The sequence below is a fragment of the Hyunsoonleella aestuarii genome, from assembly GCF_006148925.1.
Lineage (GTDB): Bacteria > Bacteroidota > Bacteroidia > Flavobacteriales > Flavobacteriaceae > Algibacter_D > Algibacter_D aestuarii.
Genome location: NZ_VAWB01000003.1, coordinates 131,920 through 152,811, shown reverse-complemented (window position 1 = coordinate 152,811; position 20,892 = coordinate 131,920). Strand labels below are relative to the sequence as shown.

The window sequence follows — 20,892 nt, the reverse complement described above, 5'->3', positions numbered from 1 at the left end:
GAATTAATATATCATTATTCAGTTGTGTCTAAACATGTAGCGTTTTATATTTCTAATGATGAAAATAAAAAGCAACTTGTTAAGGATATCATTTCAGGTAACTATATTAATGAAATTAAGGGTTTAGTTTCTGCAGTATTTTCAGAAATAACTTTAAGCAAGTTTATTGAAGAAGAGCTTCGTCATGGTGAATTTTATATTTCTACCGAAACTAGAAATAGTTTAAAAAACTCTTCACAGGGCGAACGAAGAAAAGCGCTTTTAAATTATATTATTGCTCAAAACCCAGATTATATTATTGCTGATAATGTTTTAGATAGTCTGGACATTAATTCACAAAAAGAGATTTTAAATACATTTTGTGAATTAAGTTCTAAACATCGGATTATTCAGATCGTTAATAGAGGGAGAGATATTCTTCCTTTTATTGAAACGGTTTATAAACTACCTGAAAACAAACTTATCCCTGTACAATCAATTTTAGAATTTGATAAAGACGTTCCACACCATTTTATAAAAACACTACCTCAATTTTATAAAAAAAACAAAATCCAGTTCAAATCTTTAGTTCGATTCAATAAAGTTTTTGTAAGCTATCTTGAGAGGCCTATTGTTAATAGTATAAGTTGGGAAATTAAACCTGGTGAATTCTGGCAACTAATTGGTCCCAATGGTTCTGGAAAGAGCACACTTTTAACACTTATTTCTGGCGATAATCCCAAAGCATATTCGCAAGACATCACCATTTTTGGAATGAAAAAGGGAAGTGGCGAAAGTATATGGGATATTAAAGAACATATTGGTTACTTTTCATCTGAACTATCACGTAGTTTCAAACGTTCTGATACTGTTGAAAACATGATTATTTCAGGATTTTTAGATTCCGTTGGCTTATATAAAAAGCCTTCAGATAGACAGATATTACTAGCACATCAATGGTTACTTCTTTTAAATATGGATAAAGTAAAAAATAAAAGTTTCCGGTTTTTATCTGAAGGTCATAAACGCTTGGTGTTAATTGCCAGAGCTATGGTTAAACAACCAGCATTACTTATACTAGATGAACCAACTAACGGTTTAGATGACTCTGATCTTAAATTATTCACAAACTTGATAAATAAAATAGCTAAAGAAAGTGATACCGCTATTATTTATGTATCCCATAGAAAGGAAGAATTTATCAAGCCAGATTATGTTTATGAGTTAGTTCCTGGTCAAAATGGATCAATTGGTAAAGTTTTGAATGTTCATTAATAACTCAAATAGAATGAATAGATATTTCCTTGACCGCGTTTACAACCTAAATAGAAGTTTTTTGGTATACCTTCATAAAAATCTACCTTGGTAATGGCATTATCACATTCAGTGCATTCTGACGGTTTAAAAATGAGTTTATTATCTACTATTTCATTTGGTAGTTGGCATTTAGTGTTTAGATAATAATTTCCTAAAAGATTGTTGTTTTTATCATATACCAAAATAAGGTTAGTAACTTTTCGGGTAATACCCCAAATCCAACAAGACGTCATAATTTTGAAGCTTTCGTTGTTGCTGGTTTCAATTTCACCGAGGTAGTTTAAATGCGTTTCAGAACCGTTTTCCTTCTTCCATTCACCGAAGATAAAATTTTGTTCCTTCATGTTGTAATTTAGTACTTGCAATCTTAGATGCTCGTCCGAAGATTGACTTAGCATAGGCGCGCAAAATCCTATACTAATAAATGCTATTAATAGTGATTTCATAGGGATTATGAATTAATTAAAGGACAATGAAAATAGTAAAAAATAATTAATTCAATTTTTCTATTTATAAATCACTGTGAGTCAGGTGTTTTAACAGAATGTTCTAATGTATTATTTTAATTACTATATAAAGTTAATTATTAGAATGGTCTATAAAAAAAACTCCTAATAATTACTATTAGGAGTTTTCGTTTTATCTCGTTATGGAGTAGGAATTTATTATTTGTTTCAGCCGGAGTTTTAAATCTTCACCGGTATCAAACACCATTTGTTCGTTGCTAGGGAAAGGCACTCTTCTATTATTTAATAGTAATCTGTCTTCTTTAATTAAGGCCCGTTTGTCTCCTCGAATTCTAACAAAAATATTTTCAAACACAAAATTGCTATCAATTGGGAAGGTATCAAGAACTTGGTTAGATTGTAAGTCTAAGTAAACAACATTTCCAACTACTTGAGATGTCTTAAACTGGGTAACTTCTTTAACTATACATCGTACATTTATAATCTTATCTAGTTTAATATCGTTACCAAGACTATCTTTTAAAACGTTTCCATTTCTGTCTAGTTTATATTCCCAACCATCCACAATTTCACGTTCTCTAATAATCTCTCTTTCTTTAATTCTTTCTGGAGAAATATTGATTCCCCTCAAATTTAATTGCATGGCAAAGTCATATTTCAATTTAGGGTTTTTATTAGCATGATAAGTACTCCAGAATTTGTTAAGACCGTACGTGTCAAAATTCAGCAATTCTTCTTCCAATCTTGCAGGAATTACTTGTTGTGTATCATTATTTATTGAGACAATGACGTAGTCCATACCGCGTTGATGAGCTTCTTCTAATAAGTCTCTAGTATCTTCGTAGTTAGGGTTGATGTTATCTAAATAACGCAATTCATTGTAGGCTTCCCTTATAGTTAATTTGTTATCAGATTCTAGCAAATCAATGCTTTTTTCATATATATAATTAGATACATTATCTCTAGCTACAACAATTTCACTACTGTAATTATTAAAGTTTAAAGTAATTTCTTTACCAGCAACCGCTAGGGGTAAGAGTGGTTTAATTGATTCTTGTCTAGAATCTAAATTAACATAAAGCTCAAATATGTCTCGAAACATTTCAGGATTACTATCTTTTTTTAAATGCTCTATAGTTTCCAAATCCCTCTGGGTAGCCTTTATGTAAGCATCTCTGAGCATAAGAACATAGTTCTGCTTACGTTTTGCATTTTTATTAGTGCTAAGTTTTTTAATAGCAGTTGATATGGCTTGATCGTAATTGCCATAGCTTACAGCTTTCTCGACTTGCTTTCTTGTATTACAAGCTAGTAATGAGATAACAAAAAATGATAAGAGTAGAAATTTTTTCATCGGTTGTAAATTAGGGTTATGTCACTCATGGTTTCAAACATGGTGCCAAAATAAACAATAAATAGATTAAAAGCTAATTAACCCGATGAAATACAATAAATTAACAATTTCGTATGTTAAATCTTATTTTTTAGTATAAATTGGGAGTAGTTTTGTAGAAACTTCTCCAAACCCAATACGCGTGCCGTCCTTTTCACAATAACCTCGCATGATTACTGTATCGTGGTCATTAATAAATTTACGTTCACTACCATCTTTCATTTTAATTGGTTTTTCGCCACGCCAAGTAAGTTCAAGCATGGAACCATAAGAATCAGGAGTAGGCCCAGAAATGGTTCCGCTACCCATCATATCTCCAGAGTTAATTGGGCAGCCATTAACCGTATGGTGGGTTAGCTGCTGTGCCATATTCCAATACATATGTTTAAAATTAGACTTACTAACCACTGTTTCTTTTGCGCCTTTAGGCTGTATCGCAACCTCGAGATTAATATCAAAACTCTTTTTACCTTTATACTTTAAGTAGTCCAATTGAGGTTTTATAGGCTTTGGTCCATCAACGCGATAAGGTTCAAGGGCATCTAGCGTAACAATCCAAGGTGAGATACTAGAAGCAAAGTTCTTAGCTAAAAACGGTCCAAGAGGTACGTATTCCCATTTTTGAATATCACGGGCACTCCAATCATTAAAAACAACCAAGCCAAAAATGTATTCTTCAGCCTCTTCAATGGGAATAGGCTCTCCTAAATCGTTAGCATCTGTTGTAATAAAGGCCATTTCTAATTCAAAATCAACCAGTCTACTTGGTCCAAAAACAGGTTCTGAAGCTCCGTTAGGCAACGTTTGTCCTTGCGGTCTATGTATAGGAATTCCAGATGGAATTATAGAAGAACTTCTTCCATGGTATCCAACCGGAATATGCAACCAATTTGGCAACAGTGCATTATCTGGATCTCTAAACATCGTGCCAACATTTGTAGCGTGTTCGATACTTGAATAAAAGTCAGTGTAATCACCTATTTGAACTGGTAATTGCATTTCAATCTCGTCCAACCTAAAGAGTACAATTTCCTTATGCTGCTTGTTGTTCTTTAAATTGTCGTTTTCAGCATCAAAAATTTCAGCTATACGATTCCTTACTAATCGCCAAGTTTTTCTACCATCGGCGATGAAATCATTAAGCGTATCTTGAAGGAAAATATCATCAGTAAGCGGGATACCATCAAAATATCCTAATTGATGCAGTGCCCCCAAATCGATTGCAGTATCTCCGATGCGCGTTCCAATTGTAATAATATCATCACGAGTAAGAAATACGCCAAAAGGAATATTTTGAATAGGAAAATCTGAATTTTTACTGACGTGTAACCACGATGTTCTATCTGGATTGTTAGCTGATAAAGGCATAGCTTAAACTGAGTTAATGGTTGTTATATTCTTATCAAACCTACACATTTTTTTTATTTTATTTCAAATAAATGAATAAAATTTAAGTTAACCGTAAACGTTAATAAAATGGTTTAAAACTTGAGGGTAAATAAATGTTTTTTGATGTTTTTAACTAATCTATTTGCTATTTTTGCCGAATATTTAATCAGAATTTAATTTTATGCAACGCGACGAACAAATTTTTGAACTTATCCAAGCTGAAAAAGAACGCCAACTTCATGGTATTGAACTTATTGCATCCGAAAACTTTGTAAGTAATCAGGTTATGGAAGCCGCAGGTTCTGTTTTAACCAATAAATATGCTGAAGGTTATCCTGGTAAGCGATATTATGGTGGTTGCGAAGTTGTTGATGAAGTAGAGCAAATCGCTATTGATAGAGCAAAGGCGTTGTTTGGTGCTAGCTATGTGAACGTGCAACCTCATTCTGGAAGTCAGGCAAATACAGCCGTTTATCATGCGTGTTTGAAACCTGGAGATAAAATTTTAGGATTCGATTTGTCGCATGGTGGTCATTTAACCCATGGTTCTCCAGTAAATTTTTCTGGTAAATTATATAATCCTGTTTTTTACGGAGTAGAGCAGGAGACTGGTGTTTTAAATTATGATAAAATACAAGAGATTGCAACTGCTGAAAAGCCCAAGTTAATTATAGCTGGTGCCTCTGCGTATTCTCGTGATATAGATTTTAAACGATTTAGAGTTATCGCAGATAGTGTTGGGGCTATTTTAATGGCAGACATATCACATCCAGCAGGTTTAATTGCTAAGGGTATTTTAAACGATCCACTTCCTCATTGTCATATTGTGACGACTACCACTCATAAAACGTTGAGAGGTCCAAGAGGCGGGATGATTATGATGGGACAGGATTTTGAGAATCCATTTGGTATTAAATTGAAAAATGGAAATCTACGTAAGATGTCTTCTTTATTAGATTCTGCTGTTTTTCCTGGAAATCAAGGAGGTCCTCTAGAGCATATTATTGCTGCAAAAGCTATTGCTTTTGGAGAGGCATTAACCGATGATTTTTTGCATTATCAATTACAAGTAAAGCAAAATGCCAATGCCATGGCTAATGCTTTAGTTGCTAAAGATTATCATATTATCTCGGGTGGAACAGATAACCACTGCATGCTTATTGATTTACGAAATAAAAATGTGTCTGGAAAAGATGCAGAACAAGCTTTAGTAAAAGCGGACATAACAGTAAACAAAAACATGGTTCCATTTGATGATAAGTCGCCATTTGTTACTTCTGGTATCCGTTTAGGTGTTTCTGCTGTAACCACAAGAGGTCTTAAAGAAGCAGATATGGAAGCTATTGTTGAATTGGTAGATGAAGTTATTATAAATTTTGAAGATGAATCTACTTTAGAATCTGTTAAAGCAAAAGTGAATGCAATGATGAAGGATAAGCCTCTCTTTGTCTAAGACTACAATTATAAAAATAGTAATAAAAAACTCCCTAAATATTTCGGGAGTTTTTTATTTAATCATTTTCTGGAAAGGTAATATGTTGGTAAGCACCTAAATCGGGTGAAGCGGTTCTATTTACATTTAAAATATCAACAGGGACTTGTGTTGCGAACGTCCCCAAGCCCTTATTTATAGCAGCAGATTCGTCTCCAATAATAAGCTGGTTTAAGCTGGGATCTTTAAAGTTTGGATCTTCATTAAAAATATTGCCATCGTAACGATTGGTGTCGGTTAAATCGTAATTAGGTCCTGTGAAATTATCGTTGTTGTCTTCAAATCGAATTAAACAATTAGTGAATTTAAAGTTGAAAACAACAGCCTCATCTTCAATTTCATCTAGCAAAATTTCAGGATTATCGTTTCCGTAGATGATACAATTATTAAAATTAGCTTCTTGTAAATCTGTAATGGTAGCGTTGTTGTCTTCATCTAATACAAAATTGTTAAGTAATACAGAAGGAAGTTGCCTAAATCCATTAGACCAATAATTGGCAATTGTAGAATGTGTGAAATTATATTTACCTCCAAACGTACCTGCAAACGAAGACTGACCAGCATTATTAATAACCACATTTTCTCCAGTTATCGAGGTGTTTCTTCCAAGAATACCAAAGCTGCCCGAGTTATATATTTGAGAATTAGATATAGAAAGTTTATCATTTACTTCACTAGGATTGCCATCGCACAATATACCAACTAAGGCATTTTTAATGGTAGCGTAGTTAATGGTATTATTAATACTGCCTTCAAGTAACCATATCGTTCCCCACTGTCCAGGAACATCGGAGAAATTAGGTTCTAATCTATCGCCTTCAAAAATCACTTCATTTTCAAGCAATTCTTGATCGGCGCTATAACTTCCATTTACCTGTAATGATGCTCCGTTGGAAACGATAAGTCCAGAATTATCATGAAAATGTATTCTTGCTCCAGCTTCTACAGTTAATGTTTCGTTAGTAGGCACCGTTGCAAAGCCATAAATAACATAGGGTTTTTCATTGGTAAAGGTGAGTTCGCTAGGTAGTAATTCCCGACCCTGTAAATCTGTTTCAACAAGTTCACCTCCTATGTTGAGTGTTAAAGTTTCAACAACTTTAGTAGTATTATCTCTATTGGGGTAAATAAAAACAGCATCCTTAACAAGTGTTACTAATTCCACGTTTTGTTGATTTCCTCCAGAATCAAATTCAATTTTATCTGTATACAAATAACTGCCAACGGGATTAGGGAAATTATTGATGTCTATGGTTGTCTCCACGAAAATAAAAATACTATCCTTCGCTAATATGGAAATGTCATTAAACTCTTTTCCCGCCATACCATCAACATTTAATCTATATTCAGAAGTTTGTCCTTGTGATAATCTAACCGACGGGATTAATATATCATCGTCACTTCTATTATAAACCTTTAAGTTGTATGTGCTCGAACCAATATTGGTAAATACCGTATCTAAATAAACAGTATCTCTGGAAAATTCTAGCGAACCAGTGCTTGGGGAAAAATCGAAATCCTTTCTGCAAGAACTCCAAAAGATTAAAAAGAATATTAGGAATAGAAAGTAAAGACTACGTTTCATTTTATGACTTGAATTTAAAGGCTAAAAATATAACTTTTGAAAGTATGAATTAGTATACTTTATTAATTAATTCTATGCAACAAGATATATTTTATGATTCAAGATGATATTCTGTGGTGTGGAATATTTCCTTTAATACGAAATAACTTTCTAATACACCTATATTATCGATTTTTGATAGTTTCAATCTTACGAACTCATGATAAGCATCTAGACTTTGCACATTTATTTTTAAAAAGAAATCTACTTTTCCAGCCATGTGGTAACATTCTTGAACTTCTGGCAACGCTCTTATTTGCTTATCGAAAGTATCAATAAATCCTTCGTTATGGTATCTTAAAGAGACCATGCATAAAGCGGTAATAGGATTGTTGGTTAACTTTTTATCTAAAAGGGCAACGTACTTTTTTATGTAACCCTTTTTTTCCAATCGTCTTATCCGTTCATATACTGGAGAAGCTGTTAAGTTTAATATGTTGGCAACCTCTTTAGTTGTTTTTTTTGCATCTTCTTGAAGAATCTTTAAAATTTTTAAATCGACTGAATCTATTTTTTCTGTCATCGGGAAAAATTACTGAGAATTAATATTTTTTAGAGTCATTAAAGATAATAAATCTTTTAAAATAACAATTTAAAGGTATTAATTCTTATTTGTGTCTGTATTATAGCTAAAAATGCTTATATAATTACTAATTAAGTAATTTTGTACTTTATCTTAATGGTATGTTAGAGGAAAAAATACTTATAACTGGAGCAGGTGGACAATTGGGTTTAGTCCTGCGTGAGCGATTACAAGAAAAGTGGGGGTTCGATAATGTTATTGCGACAGATTTAAAGTTTGATGCCAACTTTAACGGTCATTTTGAAATTCTTGATGCCACCGATTTTGAGGCTATGCAAAAGCTTGTGGTTAAGTATAAGGTTACAGAAATCTATCATTTAGTCGCCGTTTTGTCAGCTAAAGGGGAGACTTATCCTTTAAATACTTGGGATATAAACATGAAAACTTTTTTTAATGTTTTAGAAGTTTCAAGGCTTCAAAATGTAAAAAAAGTGTTCTATCCTAGTTCTATAGCAGTCTTTGGGCCTAATGTTCAGAGATTAAAAACTCCTCAATTTTCAAATTTAACGCCAACAACAGTTTATGGCATGAGTAAAGTTGCTGGAGAAAATTGGGCCAATTACTATTTTGAAAAATATGGGTTAGATGTACGTTCCCTTAGATATCCTGGAGTTATAGGATATCAATCGTTACCCGGTGGAGGCACAACCGATTATGCCGTAGACATGTTCCATAAAGCCATTAAAAATGAAGATTTTGAATGTTTCCTGGACGCTGATACAATTTTACCTATGATATATATGGATGATGTTATTGATGCCACCATCAATCTTATGGATGCGCCAGGTCAAAATATTTCTGTTCGGACGTCATATAATTTAGCAGGTTTAAGTTTTAGCCCAAAGGAACTAGCTACTGCCGTTCAAAAGTTTTACCCTAATTTTAGCATAAGCTATAAACCAGATTTCAGACAGAAGATTGCTGATTCTTGGCCATTGACTATCGATGATAATGAAGCAAGACTTGATTGGGGTTGGAAACCTAAATTTGGTTTGGAGGAAATGACCAAAGTCATGATAGATAATTTAAAATTGAAACAATTTGTTAATAATTAAGAGATGTACGGTACAGTAAAAGAAGATTTATTAAAAGATATTGAAAACATTAAAGAAAGCGGTCTTTACAAAAATGAACGCGTAATAACTTCAAAACAAGGCGCAGTTATTAGTACAACTTCTCAAGATGAAGTATTGAATTTTTGTGCGAACAATTACCTAGGCCTTTCTTCACATCCAGAAGTGATTCAAGCTGGAATTGAGGCGATCAAGACTCACGGATTTGGACTTTCGTCTGTGCGATTTATTTGTGGAACCCAAGATATTCATAAGGAGTTGGAGAGAAAAACCGCGACTTTTTTAGGAATGGAAGATTGTATTCTATACGCAGCGGCGTTTGATGCCAATGGTGGACTTTTCGAGCCACTTCTTTCTGCTGAAGATGCCGTTATTTCTGATGAATTGAACCATGCTTCAATTATTGATGGTATCCGTCTATGTAAGGCCAAGCGTTTTAGGTTCAAGCATAACAATATGACCGATTTAGAAGAGCAATTAAAGCAAGCAGAATCTTCGAGAAGAAAACTAATTGTAACAGATGGTTCTTTTTCAATGGATGGTACTATCGCTCAGCTAGACAAGATTTGTGATTTAGCCGATAAGTATGGAGCTATGGTTATGATAGATGAATGTCATTCCACTGGTTTTTTAGGTAAAACGGGAAGAGGTTCTCATGAGTATCATAATGTTATGGAACGGATAGATATTATTACGGGAACTTATGGAAAGGCTTTAGGAGGTGCATCTGGAGGGTTTACCGCAGCAAGAAAAGAAATTGTTGATATACTAAGACAGCATTCTAGACCCTATTTGTTTTCAAATACAGTTGCTCCAGCAATAGTAGGCGCGACAATTAAGGTATTGGATATGTTAACAAATTCAACACATTTAAGGGATAAATTAGAGAACAACACTAAGTTTTTTAGAGATGAAATGACATTAGCAGGTTTCGATATTGTTCCCGGAACCCATCCCATAGTGCCTATTATGCTTTATGAAGCTACCTTAGCTCAAGAGTTTGCTAAGAAGCTTCTGGAAGAAGGAATCTATGTTATTGGTTTTTTCTTTCCTGTGGTGCCGAGAGGAAAAGCAAGAATTCGCGTGCAGATTTCGGCCAGTCATGAAAAAGCACATCTTGAAAAAGCAATTGCTGCATTTGTGAAAGTTGGAAAAGAGCTGGGTGTAGTCAAATAAAGTTTGAAAACTATTGCAGAATCGCAAATTTGAGAAACCCTTTTTCATTTGTCAAACTTAGAATTAACCATTTTTGATTCGATTAGTATCAGCATGTTTATACATTCGTGAAAACGCTATCAAAATGATTAATATAATGATTGTGATATTTCCAAAGATTATGCTTTTTACCATTTTGTTTTGTTGTAATACGAAAAGAAGTGCGTCAATTTTTCCAGTCTTCAAAAACACCCAGTCGCTAGCAATACGGGTGGCAAAGTCTGGATTCCCCGTAGTTAAAATAATAATACCGTCTTTAGTTTTTGTATCGAAACGAAAGGCTGTATTGATAGGGGGGTTACTTTGACCATCATGACCAATTATGAAATGTGATTTTTCAGTTTCAGTAAAAAGAAACGTACCTAATCCATAAATTGGGGTACCAAGTTTACTTGCTTCAACTTGCCACATCATTCTTTGAAACTTTGATGATAAGGGTTTCTTAATATTAGATTCGCTATTAAAAAGATGAAAAAGCTTTTCTAAATCTGCCAAAGTTGTGTACAGTGAAGTTGCAGCTTGTGCTGTATAATAAAAATGACTTGCTTTTGAACCATCTGCATTATAAAAATCACACAGTCTATCTCGAAACTTTTCATTCCATTGATAGAATGAAGATTGCATCATTAATGGTTCAAAAATTTCAGTTCGCATATAGGTGTCAAACGATTGACCGCTTACTTCTTCTACAATAAGTTGTAATAATGTAAAACCACCTCCCGAGTAACGCCATTCACTTCCTGGTAAAATTCCTACTCTTGTTCTACCATCTTTATTTGGATCAGCATCTTTTGCTCTGCTAAGTGATGATTCTAATGACTGTACATTTTTGATATTTTTAAAACCTGCATAACCAAGTCCGTCTGTCAAACCTGCTGTATGGCTTAGTAATCTTCGTACAGTTACTTCATTATTGTTAAAAGAACTTATGGGTAATTGCCATCTTGTTAAGTAAGTACTTACAGGTACATCTAAGTCTATTTTTTCTTCTTGTACGAGGCACATTACTCCAATTGCGGTAACAAATTTGGATAAAGAAGCAACTTGAAATACAGTGTTTTTGTCAACTATTTTTGCATTAGTATGAAAAGATTCTTTGACTAATCTTCCATTCTGAAATACTGCAATTGCCATATTTCCAACGTACTCGCTTTGAAGTTCCTTTTGAACCGAGGTGATAAAATGAATCGGTTTCTGATATTGAGTAAACGGCGTGTACCACCAGCCTCTGTCAGTAGAGAAAAAAATAATAGTTGTCCAAACTATAACTAATGCAAAAGTTAGTAAAACATATTTCAATAATCGTTTCATTGTGTTTATTTACTGTTTTTAATTATTAAATTGTTTTTGGAATCTCCGAAAACTTTTTTCGTAGTATCGTATCATTCATTTATTTTATCTTTATTTATTGGTACGTTAAATTGAAGATACCAGTTATTACTCAAACCGTTATTAATTACACATGGTGTTGGTAATTGTTTAATTATCACTTTGTGTTTTCAATTCCTAATTCTCATTTTCTTTTTTAACACCAGTTCCAAGGGCAACACCAAAGTTTAAACCAACTCCCGCTCCTAAAGACAAACTAACTGCAATACTATTGGTCAAGATTCCAGTGCAAAGTCCAATTCCTGCTCCCAAAATTACACCTAGTTTAAGATGCTTGAATTTTATATTGTATGCTTTGCTTGTTTTCATAAGTATTCCTTTTTGTAATTAACAACAGGACCAATAATTGAATCATTAATTGACTTAAAGATCCTGTTGCATTTTTGTTTTTTACATTTATTTTATAATGTTGTGGATACACTTTGATTCCAAATACCAGTGGCAGCAGTCTTCTTGGCAAAAGCTTCAAAATCTTTTGCAGGTCTCCCTAACACTTTAGCTATATCATCAGAGACTTCTTGATTATCCGGATTCCCTAATACTTCTTGGAATAAATACCCAAATAGCCAAACATAAGAATCAGGTAGTCCTGCTTCTTTCATACCTTCCTTGAATTCGTCAATAGAAATTGGCACAAATTGAATGTGTTTATCAATAGATTCTGCCATAATTTCAACGACTTCCTTAAAGGTTCTTTTTTGAGGTCCTGTAACGGTAATGGTTTGTCCATTATATGAATCTTCAATTAATACTTTAGATACTACATCTGCAATGTCATTTGCGTCCACAAATGGAATTTCAGCGTCTGGCATTGGTAGTGCTACCACACCATCTAATATAAAATCTAAAAACGCACCTTCACTAAAATTTTGATTAAACCATGACGCTCTAACTAAAGTGTAGTTTAATCCAGAATTCGCTACAATATCCTCACAGGCTTCAGCTTCAGTTTCCCCTTTACCAGAAAGTAATACTACTTTTTCTAAACCAGCCTCTAATGCTTTTTTGGTAAGTGTTGTAATAGCATCTCTAGAGCCAGGTACTGCTAAATCAGGATAATATACGATGTAGGCTCTGTCCATATCTTTCAAAGACTCATCATAGGTTTCTGGATTTTCCCAATCAAAAGCAGGGTTTGATTTTCTACCTACAACACGCACGTTGTGACCTAATTGTGTTAAGTTTTCTGCAACTCGGCGACCAGTTTTACCAGTTCCTCCGATTACTAAAATGTTTTCTGTTTTCATTTTTATTTGATTTTAATTTATTATTAATTGTTTTGAATTATTTGAAACGTTTTGATGTTGTATTTATAAATAAGATGTGACATTTCTTTTGCTTTGAACCTTAGTGTACCAATGCACAGTGGTCATTATTATAAATTCTATTCCGATAAGCCAAAAACCAAAAGCAGTAAAGAAATCATAATACGTTCCTCCATTGGGAACTATTAAATAGGGAACCGTAATCAGGGCATCTAAAACTGCTGCGGTTAAAAAGAAAGCTAAACCTAACCAGTATCCTTTTATAGTGCTCTTCTTTCTGTAGTATAGTTTTGCCCCAAACCATACTATAGGTAGTATTCCTAAAGACAATACGATATTTGCCTGTAGTTCTTGGTCTTCTAAGATTGGAATGTAGTAGGAGACTGTGTAAATACTTACTCCAAGAATCCAGATAATAATGCCAATACCTATAGCTCTTAATTGTTTCATGATTGTTCGTTTTTAAACTTATTAATGTTCTTATTTGATGTAAAGCATGCCTATAATTAAGAGCACAAAAGCACTAAAGGATGAGAGAGTTCTTATACTATGCCATCGGTTCCAGGGTTGCTCAAATTTGTTTCGAAGCTCTTGCAATTCGACTGTAGAAAGTGCTTCTAGGTTCGATTTGTCTAAAACCTCGTTTAAAGGAACGTTTCCGAAAATGGTTACCAAACCTATTCCAACAAAGAAGAGTATTGCGGCAATTAGAAATAGCCAAAAACTAGTGTTGTTACCCTTAAATAAATAAGTGTTAAGAAAGAGTAGAATGACTGGTGCAAAAAATACAATAATAAATTGGCCATTAATTATTACTCTATTCATTGATTGAAAAGATTTTAAGAAGGTTAGGCTGTCTAGTCGACCAATTCCCGGTGTAACTGCGTTAGACCAAGTAAAACACAAGCCAGCTGTAAGACCAGTAAATAAGATGCTAAGTATTAACACCATAAATTTTAGTTTAAATTCCATTTGTTGACGTTTTAGTGGATGATATCCAGGTTAATAATTCTTGATACTCATTAGAAGTGAGTGTTATGATTTTGCCTTTAGGCATACGTTTCTTTATAAAAACTTGCTTTTCAATATCATTGGCCCAAGTATCCATGTTTTGAAGAGTAAATACGTCTCTTTTGTTCCTCTTATGATGACAAACGTTGCATTTGTTGTCTAAAATTTGAAAAGCATTTTCGCGAGGGTTTTTAATTAAATAACTTGATACATAAAATTCAGTTTTTTCAGTATTCGCTTTAATTGATTTATAAGTATCCATTGAATTAACTGAAAGCGTTGTAATAATTACTATTAAAAGTTTGACTATGGTTACCATCATTAAATTGAGTTAATTAATTTGATGATACAAAGATGCAAAGTGTTAAAAAGGGATTTTTGACACTTATAGACAACCTTTTGACATTTTACGCCAAAAGGCTAACTTCAAACGGATTTTCTAAATTCTGAAGGTGTTTGGGTTGTCCATTTCTTAAAAGCCCGATTGAATGCACTTTGCTCTGAAAAACCTGTTAAGAATGCAATGTCTCCTACGCTTTGTGTAGTATTGCGCAGCATATCTTTTGCGATGTTTTCTTGAGTCTTTTTAATTAAGTCACGATATGTAACACCTGCTTCAGAAAGTCTTCTCGTTAGCGTTCGGTTACTCATAGCAGTAAGGTCTGCAATATTATAAATACTTGGAATTCCAGTAGGTAGTGCGTCTTTAATTAGAGATTCGACATCGCGCACAAATTTTGTGCCTGGGATTTTAATGCCTTTAGTTTTTTCATCGACTTGTTGCAAGAGATAGCTATTGATGCTGGCATCAGCTTTGGCTGTTCTTAAATGAAGATCTTCTGTTTTATAGCTTATCGCATATCGTGGTTGGTTGAATAATATAGGACAATTAAAAGCTATATTGAAGCTGGTTAAGTCTGTTGGTGACTTGTGCTTAAAACTGACTTGAGTTGGTGAAATATTCTTTTCAGACATTGCTTGTAATACAACAACTGTTGCAGACAAACTTGCTTCTGTGGATAGTTCCATACCTCTTCTATACGCTTCCCTATTGAGAATAACATGAGAGACATTTTCTTCTTTTTGAATTTGCCATACAAAGGTGTTGGATAATAATTTGAAGTAGCGTTCACTCCTTTCAAAAATTTCACCTACCCTTGAGCAGGTGCGCCATGAAAGTCCTAAAACACCATAATCCTCAATAAGCATTTGTTGACCTACACGAACCCCAAATCCAGGACCAAGTTTATCGTCTAATAATTCATGTAAATCCAAAAATTCCTCTGCAGCAATAACCTGTAAATGTTCTGCTTCATCTATGGATGTTGGCAATTCCATAAAATCATTTTTAGACATGCCTTCAGCTATCGCACAATTAAGCATCTTGAGATATAGATTTATAGAAAAGTATTTCATACGTGTAAGAAAGATAAGATATAAAAATAAAAAATTTTAATTTTTGAACTTATTATTTAAATGCTGTTGAAAAAGACCTACTTTGCTTCGTAATTCGTCTCTTAATTTAGCATTAGAAATCCCTTCTTCTGAAAAATTATCGTAGAAATTTGGTAAAGAGAAATCTGAAGCTAATTTAGCTCCTAGGAAAGGGAAATAGGCTTTTGCAGACTGTAAGAGAGTTGTACCACCTCTGCCGCCTGGTGAAGCTGCCATTAAAAGCATTGGTTTTTCTCTCCATATTTTCATGTTTACACGAGATAACCAATCTATTATATTTTTAAATACCGCTGTATAAGACCCATTATGTTCTGCAAGAGATATTACAAATCCATCAGCCTTATCAAATAACTCGTCTAGTCTTTTAATGGCAGTAGGTATACCATTTTCGTCTTCAAAATCGACCCCATAAATGGGTAAAACGTAATCGTTTAAATCAATAGAAATAATTTCTACATTTTCTATTAATTGAGTTGTGTAGGACAGTAAGCTGCTGTTAATAGAGTTTTGACTATTACTTCCTGCAATTGTGATTATTTTTTTCATCTTTGTTATTTTTTTGAGATTAAACTATCTATGGACCATTTTCCGCTTCCATTAACTACTATACTTAAAGCAAGACCTATAATTAGAATAGAATATTCATAACCTTCACCTGCTTGATTTCCAAACCAGTTCATAAAAAAGCCATGTTCTATCTGTGTAGTAATAATGATGCCCGTAAACATGCCAACAATTGCTATTGCCCAAAATCTTGATAATAATCCAAGAACTAATGATATAGATCCAAAAAACTCAATCATGATTACCGAGAAGGCTACGATAATAGGCAATTCCATTTGGGTAGTTAATGATTCCATGGTTGCGGAATAACCATATCCACCAAAGAGTCCTAATAATTTTTGTGCACCATGAGGAAATATTACTAATCCGAGCGTCCAGCGTGCGATACTTAATCCAACATTTGGATTTGTTTTTAAAAGTTGTTTTACTAAATTTTTCATAATGTTTAAGATTTAAAATTGTTTATAGGGTTTTTCGGTAATACATGCCAAAGGATGATTTTTTTATAGGGTTTGGTCCATATTGGTCAAAGTCTAAGCCAATACCAATTTGATGTCCATTAAATGAAACACCTATTCGCAATTGCTGAGCACTTCTGGAATGTTTTTTAAACTCATCCCAGACGGTCAATAACTGTCCATTGAGCCAAAGAGATACTTTATCTTTTATCGGTCTATTTATCTGAAATTGTGTCATCATCTCTACATAACTGGCCTCCGTTTTCTCAGAATGGGCAACTGTAGGAATAACTACAAATAATACACGTGAATTTTTTATGGTAAACTTTACTGATAAACGTTCTGAATAACCGGCAAAACTGTTGTAGTATAAAGAAGGGCCAATTGCTATATTCTTATTAATATTATAGAATAGTGTTGGCTGTACACCAATCTCATCAAAGGTCTTATTGTCATCATCTTTGAATTTTTGAAGAAAAGCTAGAGTGTTAACGCTTAGCGTCTGACTCTCATTAATAGTATAACTTGAGAAAAACGTAAAATCTGTTTTGTCTAAGCCAGAAAACAGTTCTACTTGTGTTAATTGTGCTTGCAAATAGTTTGCAAATCCAATTGTTAAAAACGATGTAATGATTATCATCTTTTTCATGCTTCAAAATTCCGACAGGAGCACATGAAAAAAAATGAACTAGTTTAAGATTTTTACATTCTGTTGACTTTCGAAATAATTTTACTCATAAATTCTGGTGTAATCCCAATGTAACCTGCTAAGTCTTTTTGAGTAACTCTATTAACAATATTTGGGTATTTCTTTTTGAATTCGATATACCTTTCCTCTGCCGTTAATGAAATACCTTGATTTGAGCGTCTTATATAACTAATTAATGACCTTTGATATAGAATACGATAAAACCTTTCAAATTTTGGTATCTCTTGAAAAAGTAATTCATAGTTAGTCCACGAAATTCCTAATAATTCTGAATCTTCCGTTGCCTTAATGAAATAAGGTGTAGATTCTTTAGTCATAAAGCTTGCGATATCACCTGTCCAATAATCCTCTACAGCAAACATTGATATATGAGGCACTCCATCTTCATCTATGGTATAAACTTTTAAGCATCCTTTTGTTACAAAATACTCGTACTTAGTAACATCACCTGCTTGCATTAAAAACGCCTTTTTTTTGACTTTTATTTTAGTGAGTAATGAGAGGTATTTTTGCTTTTCCAACTCCGTTAAATCAATAAACCTTGCTATGTTATTAAGTATTAATGTATGTGATTCTTTGTGGTTCAATTAAAGTTTAGTTTGATTAAGTTTCTTGTTTTTTAAGCATTTGTGAAAATTATTGCCCACGTTTTCGGCTATGATTGGTTCCTTGGGTTAGCGCATTCTACTCATTTTATAATTAAATACAACATCTCTTTTCATGCTTCAATATACTTAATTAAATATAGAAATATTTCAGGCTAACAATTAAACCAGTATTTTTTATAAACGATTGTGGTCAATGGCTTTTTCCTTTAATGAATTCGGATGGCACTCCAGTAAGTCCAGACTATAAACAGAAATTGTAGAGGAATCCTAAAGCATAAATATGCTAAGCCATTTCCGTCAAATGTTCCTTTTTGATAGTTTACATTATTCATTGAAGCATAAATATTAGCTGGAAGCATAAGTATAAGAAAAATAATAAGTGCCCAACCAGATATATATTTAAATCGAGGAATAAGAAGACTTATTGCAAGTAAAATTTCAAATATTCCTGTTAGATGAACAAATATCTCTTTATAAGGAATAAATTTAGGTATCATCATAGACATCCCTTTAGTAAATGCAAAATGTCCTATTGCTGTAAATATTAGCATTATTGACATTGCAATTCTTCCTGATAGTGTAAAATCATATTCTTTGTTTATAATTTTGATGACAAACAAAGAAATTACAAAACTTGATAAAAGTATAATTAAAGGTTTCATATTTCTAAATTATTGAAACACAAAGGTCATAAAAGTGTAAATAAAAATAATGAACTCAAGTTAAGTAATGCGTTTCCTTATTCTGCTTAAAGCCTGTGGAGTAACACCAATATATGACGCAATATATTTTAATGGAACATGTTTTATTAATTGTGGTCTGTCAGAAAACAGGTTTAAATATCTTTCTTCTGCAGTCTTACTTAGTAAAGAAAGTTCCCTTTTTGATTTTATCAAATACATACTTTCAGCCATTTTTCTTCCAATAATATTTCCGCTTTTGAAAATTATTCTAGTATTTCGTATGGTTCGAGCAACACCTTAAAAGCACATTATAATTTTTAATCTTATTTATTAATACCAACATATCAGATTAAATGGAAAATGAATTTAGTAAAGTGATGTCTGAACGAACAGATAGAGAGCTTGTTAAGATATTAACAGTTGAAAGACATGAGTATAAACAGTTAGCCCTGTAAGCCGCTGAAGCTGAATTAGAAAAAAGAAAGATATCTGATGATGATATCGTTGAAATATTAATGGCAAAGGAAGAAATAATCATTGATAAATATATGGTAGGTTTTGATTATGTTCCTCTTAATATCAGAATGTATAATTTCCTAATAGATATAATATTGTGGGGAATGATTGCGGGTACCGTTGAAGCGTTATTTAAGTTAATAATCCCTGAAAACAATGATATTCTAAGTTTTATAATATATTTAATTACGTTTTTAGGGTATTATGGTTTTACGGAGTATAAGTATCAAAAAACTCTTGCAAAATTTATAACTAAAACAAAGGTTGTAACACATAATGAACTCAAACCAAATAAAATAGAAATACTAATAAGAACATTGTCTAGACTAATACCAATTGATCCTATTTCATTTTATGTTTCTACTTTCGGAATACACGACAGATTATCTAAAACCCGAGTAATAAAAGACAACCCTAATAGTGTGATTGATTTTGATGATTTACCTTTTTAGTGAATTTAAAAGGAATAATGATCGTAGTAATATAGCTTTCCCTTCTTATCCGGAACAAATTCATCCAGTTTTTGTGATTTACTATACCGCGTTATGTAACTAGAGCTTTGGTTAAAAGCGAGAGCATGTTTAATTTTGAATAAATTTAAAATTCTTATGTGCATTATGACTGCATAAAAATTTGTAATTTTAAGGTTATTCTTACTTTTATGTCCATTACAAAAAACGCAATCATCCGATATCATACACTTGACAAATGTTTCAGCAATCCTGGAAGGCGTTATGGAATAAATGATTTGCTGGAGGAATGTAATAAGGCTTTAAGAGATCTGGATCCGGATGCGGAGGGAATTAAAAAAAGACAGTTGTACGATGATATAAGATTCATGCAGTCAGAGCAAGGCTGGTCCGTAGAACTTAAAAAGGAAAAGTCCGGAAGACAAGTATTTTACAGTTATGAGGATTCGAATTTTTCAATAAAAAATCAATCTATTAATGAAATGGAGGCCAATTATTTAAAATCTGCCATCTCCGTTTTAAATAGATTTAAAGGCTTGCCACAGTTTAAGTGGATAGAGGAACTGATTCCGAAGATAAATCAAAGCTTCGGTCTGTCCAACAACGAGGAACAGGTACTCGGTTTTGATTCCAACGAATATTTGAAAGGCATAGAGTTTCTGTCAGAACTCTTTAATGCGTTGATTTATAATACAGTACTCAATATCAAATACCAGTCCTTTAATAATCCCAATCCTTTGAATATTATTTTACACCCTTATTATTTAAGACAATATAATAATAGGTGGTTTTTGTTTGGTAAAAACCCAAATTACGAGAATATAACCAATTTGGCACTGGACAGAATAATAGACATAGTGCATGTGAATATGCCTTTTATTCCCAACCTTGAGGTTGATTTCGATGATTATTTTTCTGATATAGTGGGTGTAACGGTTCCTCTTAATGAAGAAACATTGAAAATTGAATTACTTGCCAAGCAAGAAATAGCTCCCTATATCCAAACTAAACCACTTCACGAATCTCAAACCCCATTGAGGGAGTGTGGAGAAGGCTATAAGTTCAGTATTAAAGTGATTCCTAATAAAGAACTGGAAAGTTTAATATTAAGTTATGGTAAAGGATTAAAGGTTACTGGTCCGGAAAATTTTAAGTTAAGAATCAAACAATCATTGCTTGATTCTCTAGATAATTATGATTAATGCAGATAGAGCGCATAGATGTAATTTTAA

The 20,892-nt window shown here is 32.9% G+C and carries 23 protein-coding genes and 1 pseudogene; 6 read left to right on the top strand and 18 right to left on the bottom strand.

Translation table 11 applies throughout. The features are described from left to right. Nucleotides 1-24 precede the first annotated feature (24 nt). Nucleotides 25-1,254 (top strand): ATP-binding cassette domain-containing protein, encoded by a 1,230-nt coding sequence (locus FEF17_RS13025; RefSeq protein ID WP_170181010.1) that lies wholly within the window; start codon nt 25-27, stop codon nt 1,252-1,254. Here FEF17_RS13025 and FEF17_RS13020 read toward each other — a convergent pair. The 3 genes from FEF17_RS13020 to fahA form a co-directional block, all read right to left on the bottom strand. Then, nucleotides 1,251-1,742, bottom strand: a complete 492-nt coding sequence (locus FEF17_RS13020; RefSeq protein WP_139002850.1) for a hypothetical protein — start codon at nt 1,740-1,742, stop codon at nt 1,251-1,253. The two genes, FEF17_RS13025 and FEF17_RS13020, sit on opposite strands and share 4 nt — an antisense overlap. Nucleotides 1,743-1,935: 193 nt before the next feature. Further along, nucleotides 1,936-3,117, bottom strand: coding sequence for a hypothetical protein (locus FEF17_RS13015; protein ID WP_139002849.1), 1,182 nt, complete (start codon nt 3,115-3,117; stop codon nt 1,936-1,938). A 123-nt stretch (nt 3,118-3,240) separates the two neighbouring features. Continuing rightward, nucleotides 3,241-4,524 (bottom strand): fumarylacetoacetase, encoded by a 1,284-nt coding sequence (gene fahA, locus FEF17_RS13010; protein WP_139002848.1) that lies wholly within the window; start codon nt 4,522-4,524, stop codon nt 3,241-3,243. A 202-nt stretch (nt 4,525-4,726) separates the two neighbouring features. Here fahA and glyA point away from each other — a divergent pair, with 202 nt between their 5' ends. Beyond that, entirely contained in the window at nt 4,727-5,998 is a 1,272-nt protein-coding gene (gene glyA / locus FEF17_RS13005; protein WP_139002847.1) for a serine hydroxymethyltransferase, read from the top strand. A gap of 58 nt (nt 5,999-6,056) precedes the next feature. On the opposite strand, the gene FEF17_RS13000 is transcribed toward glyA, so the two are convergent. Together FEF17_RS13000 and FEF17_RS12995 are read right to left on the bottom strand one after the other, a co-directional pair. Then, complete coding sequence (locus tag FEF17_RS13000; protein ID WP_139002846.1) at nt 6,057-7,622, bottom strand: hypothetical protein; 1,566 nt, start codon at nt 7,620-7,622, stop codon at nt 6,057-6,059. Between the two features lie 91 nt (nt 7,623-7,713). Further along, entirely contained in the window at nt 7,714-8,184 is a 471-nt protein-coding gene (locus FEF17_RS12995; RefSeq protein WP_139002845.1) for an Lrp/AsnC family transcriptional regulator, read from the bottom strand. Nucleotides 8,185-8,345: 161 nt separating this feature from the next. Here FEF17_RS12995 and FEF17_RS12990 point away from each other — a divergent pair, with 161 nt between their 5' ends. Together FEF17_RS12990 and kbl are read left to right on the top strand one after the other, a co-directional pair. Then, nucleotides 8,346-9,299 (top strand): NAD-dependent epimerase/dehydratase family protein, encoded by a 954-nt coding sequence (locus FEF17_RS12990; protein ID WP_139002844.1) that lies wholly within the window; start codon nt 8,346-8,348, stop codon nt 9,297-9,299. A gap of 3 nt (nt 9,300-9,302) precedes the next feature. Continuing rightward, nucleotides 9,303-10,493 carry a glycine C-acetyltransferase gene (gene kbl / locus FEF17_RS12985; RefSeq protein WP_139002843.1) on the top strand — a complete coding sequence of 397 codons (1,191 nt, stop codon included), beginning with the start codon at nt 9,303-9,305 and terminating at the stop codon, nt 10,491-10,493. 63 nt (nt 10,494-10,556) lie between these two features. Here the strand turns inward: kbl and FEF17_RS12980 are convergent, their stop codons facing one another. The 13 genes and pseudogenes from FEF17_RS12980 to FEF17_RS14445 form a co-directional block, all read right to left on the bottom strand. Then, nucleotides 10,557-11,843, bottom strand: coding sequence for a serine hydrolase domain-containing protein (locus FEF17_RS12980; RefSeq protein WP_246046851.1), 1,287 nt, complete (start codon nt 11,841-11,843; stop codon nt 10,557-10,559). A gap of 195 nt (nt 11,844-12,038) precedes the next feature. Then, a complete protein-coding gene (locus FEF17_RS12975; protein WP_139002841.1) occupies nt 12,039-12,230 on the bottom strand; it encodes a hypothetical protein in 192 nt (63 codons plus the stop codon). A gap of 92 nt (nt 12,231-12,322) precedes the next feature. Then, nucleotides 12,323-13,168 (bottom strand): NmrA family NAD(P)-binding protein, encoded by an 846-nt coding sequence (locus tag FEF17_RS12970; RefSeq protein WP_139002840.1) that lies wholly within the window; start codon nt 13,166-13,168, stop codon nt 12,323-12,325. Nucleotides 13,169-13,231: 63 nt separating this feature from the next. After that, on the bottom strand, nt 13,232-13,636 hold the full coding sequence (locus FEF17_RS12965; protein ID WP_139002839.1) for a DUF5367 family protein: 405 nt from the start codon (nt 13,634-13,636) through the stop codon (nt 13,232-13,234). Nucleotides 13,637-13,666: 30 nt separating this feature from the next. Next, nucleotides 13,667-14,158, bottom strand: coding sequence for an anthrone oxygenase family protein (locus FEF17_RS12960; protein WP_139002838.1), 492 nt, complete (start codon nt 14,156-14,158; stop codon nt 13,667-13,669). Continuing rightward, on the bottom strand, nt 14,148-14,519 hold the full coding sequence (locus FEF17_RS12955; RefSeq protein WP_139002837.1) for a hypothetical protein: 372 nt from the start codon (nt 14,517-14,519) through the stop codon (nt 14,148-14,150). Before FEF17_RS12955 ends, FEF17_RS12960 begins: the two co-directional genes overlap by 11 nt. A 104-nt stretch (nt 14,520-14,623) precedes the next feature. Continuing rightward, entirely contained in the window at nt 14,624-15,580 is a 957-nt protein-coding gene (locus FEF17_RS12950; protein WP_170181009.1) for an AraC family transcriptional regulator, read from the bottom strand. Between the two features lie 69 nt (nt 15,581-15,649). Beyond that, entirely contained in the window at nt 15,650-16,198 is a 549-nt protein-coding gene (locus tag FEF17_RS12945; protein ID WP_139002835.1) for an NADPH-dependent FMN reductase, read from the bottom strand. 5 nt (nt 16,199-16,203) lie between these two features. Beyond that, complete coding sequence (locus tag FEF17_RS12940; protein WP_139002834.1) at nt 16,204-16,656, bottom strand: DoxX family protein; 453 nt, start codon at nt 16,654-16,656, stop codon at nt 16,204-16,206. Nucleotides 16,657-16,678: 22 nt separating this feature from the next. After that, the gene (locus FEF17_RS12935) at nt 16,679-17,323 is read right to left on the bottom strand and encodes a hypothetical protein (RefSeq protein ID WP_139002833.1); all 645 of its coding nucleotides are present in this window, start codon (nt 17,321-17,323) and stop codon (nt 16,679-16,681) included. A gap of 53 nt (nt 17,324-17,376) precedes the next feature. Next, a complete protein-coding gene (locus FEF17_RS12930) occupies nt 17,377-17,970 on the bottom strand; it encodes a Crp/Fnr family transcriptional regulator (RefSeq protein WP_139002832.1) in 594 nt (197 codons plus the stop codon). 227 nt (nt 17,971-18,197) lie between these two features. After that, nucleotides 18,198-18,542 (bottom strand): DoxX family protein, encoded by a 345-nt coding sequence (locus FEF17_RS12925; RefSeq protein ID WP_344737200.1) that lies wholly within the window; start codon nt 18,540-18,542, stop codon nt 18,198-18,200. Nucleotides 18,543-18,713: 171 nt separating this feature from the next. Then, nucleotides 18,714-18,926, bottom strand: a pseudogene (locus tag FEF17_RS14445) (Crp/Fnr family transcriptional regulator); the annotation flags it as partial. 263 nt (nt 18,927-19,189) lie between these two features. On the opposite strand from FEF17_RS14445, the gene FEF17_RS12915 reads away from it, so the two are divergent. Together FEF17_RS12915 and FEF17_RS12910 are read left to right on the top strand one after the other, a co-directional pair. Beyond that, nucleotides 19,190-19,642, top strand: coding sequence for an RDD family protein (locus FEF17_RS12915; RefSeq protein ID WP_139002830.1), 453 nt, complete (start codon nt 19,190-19,192; stop codon nt 19,640-19,642). A gap of 158 nt (nt 19,643-19,800) precedes the next feature. Then, complete coding sequence (locus tag FEF17_RS12910; RefSeq protein ID WP_246046850.1) at nt 19,801-20,862, top strand: helix-turn-helix transcriptional regulator; 1,062 nt, start codon at nt 19,801-19,803, stop codon at nt 20,860-20,862. Nucleotides 20,863-20,892: the final 30 nt, after the last annotated feature.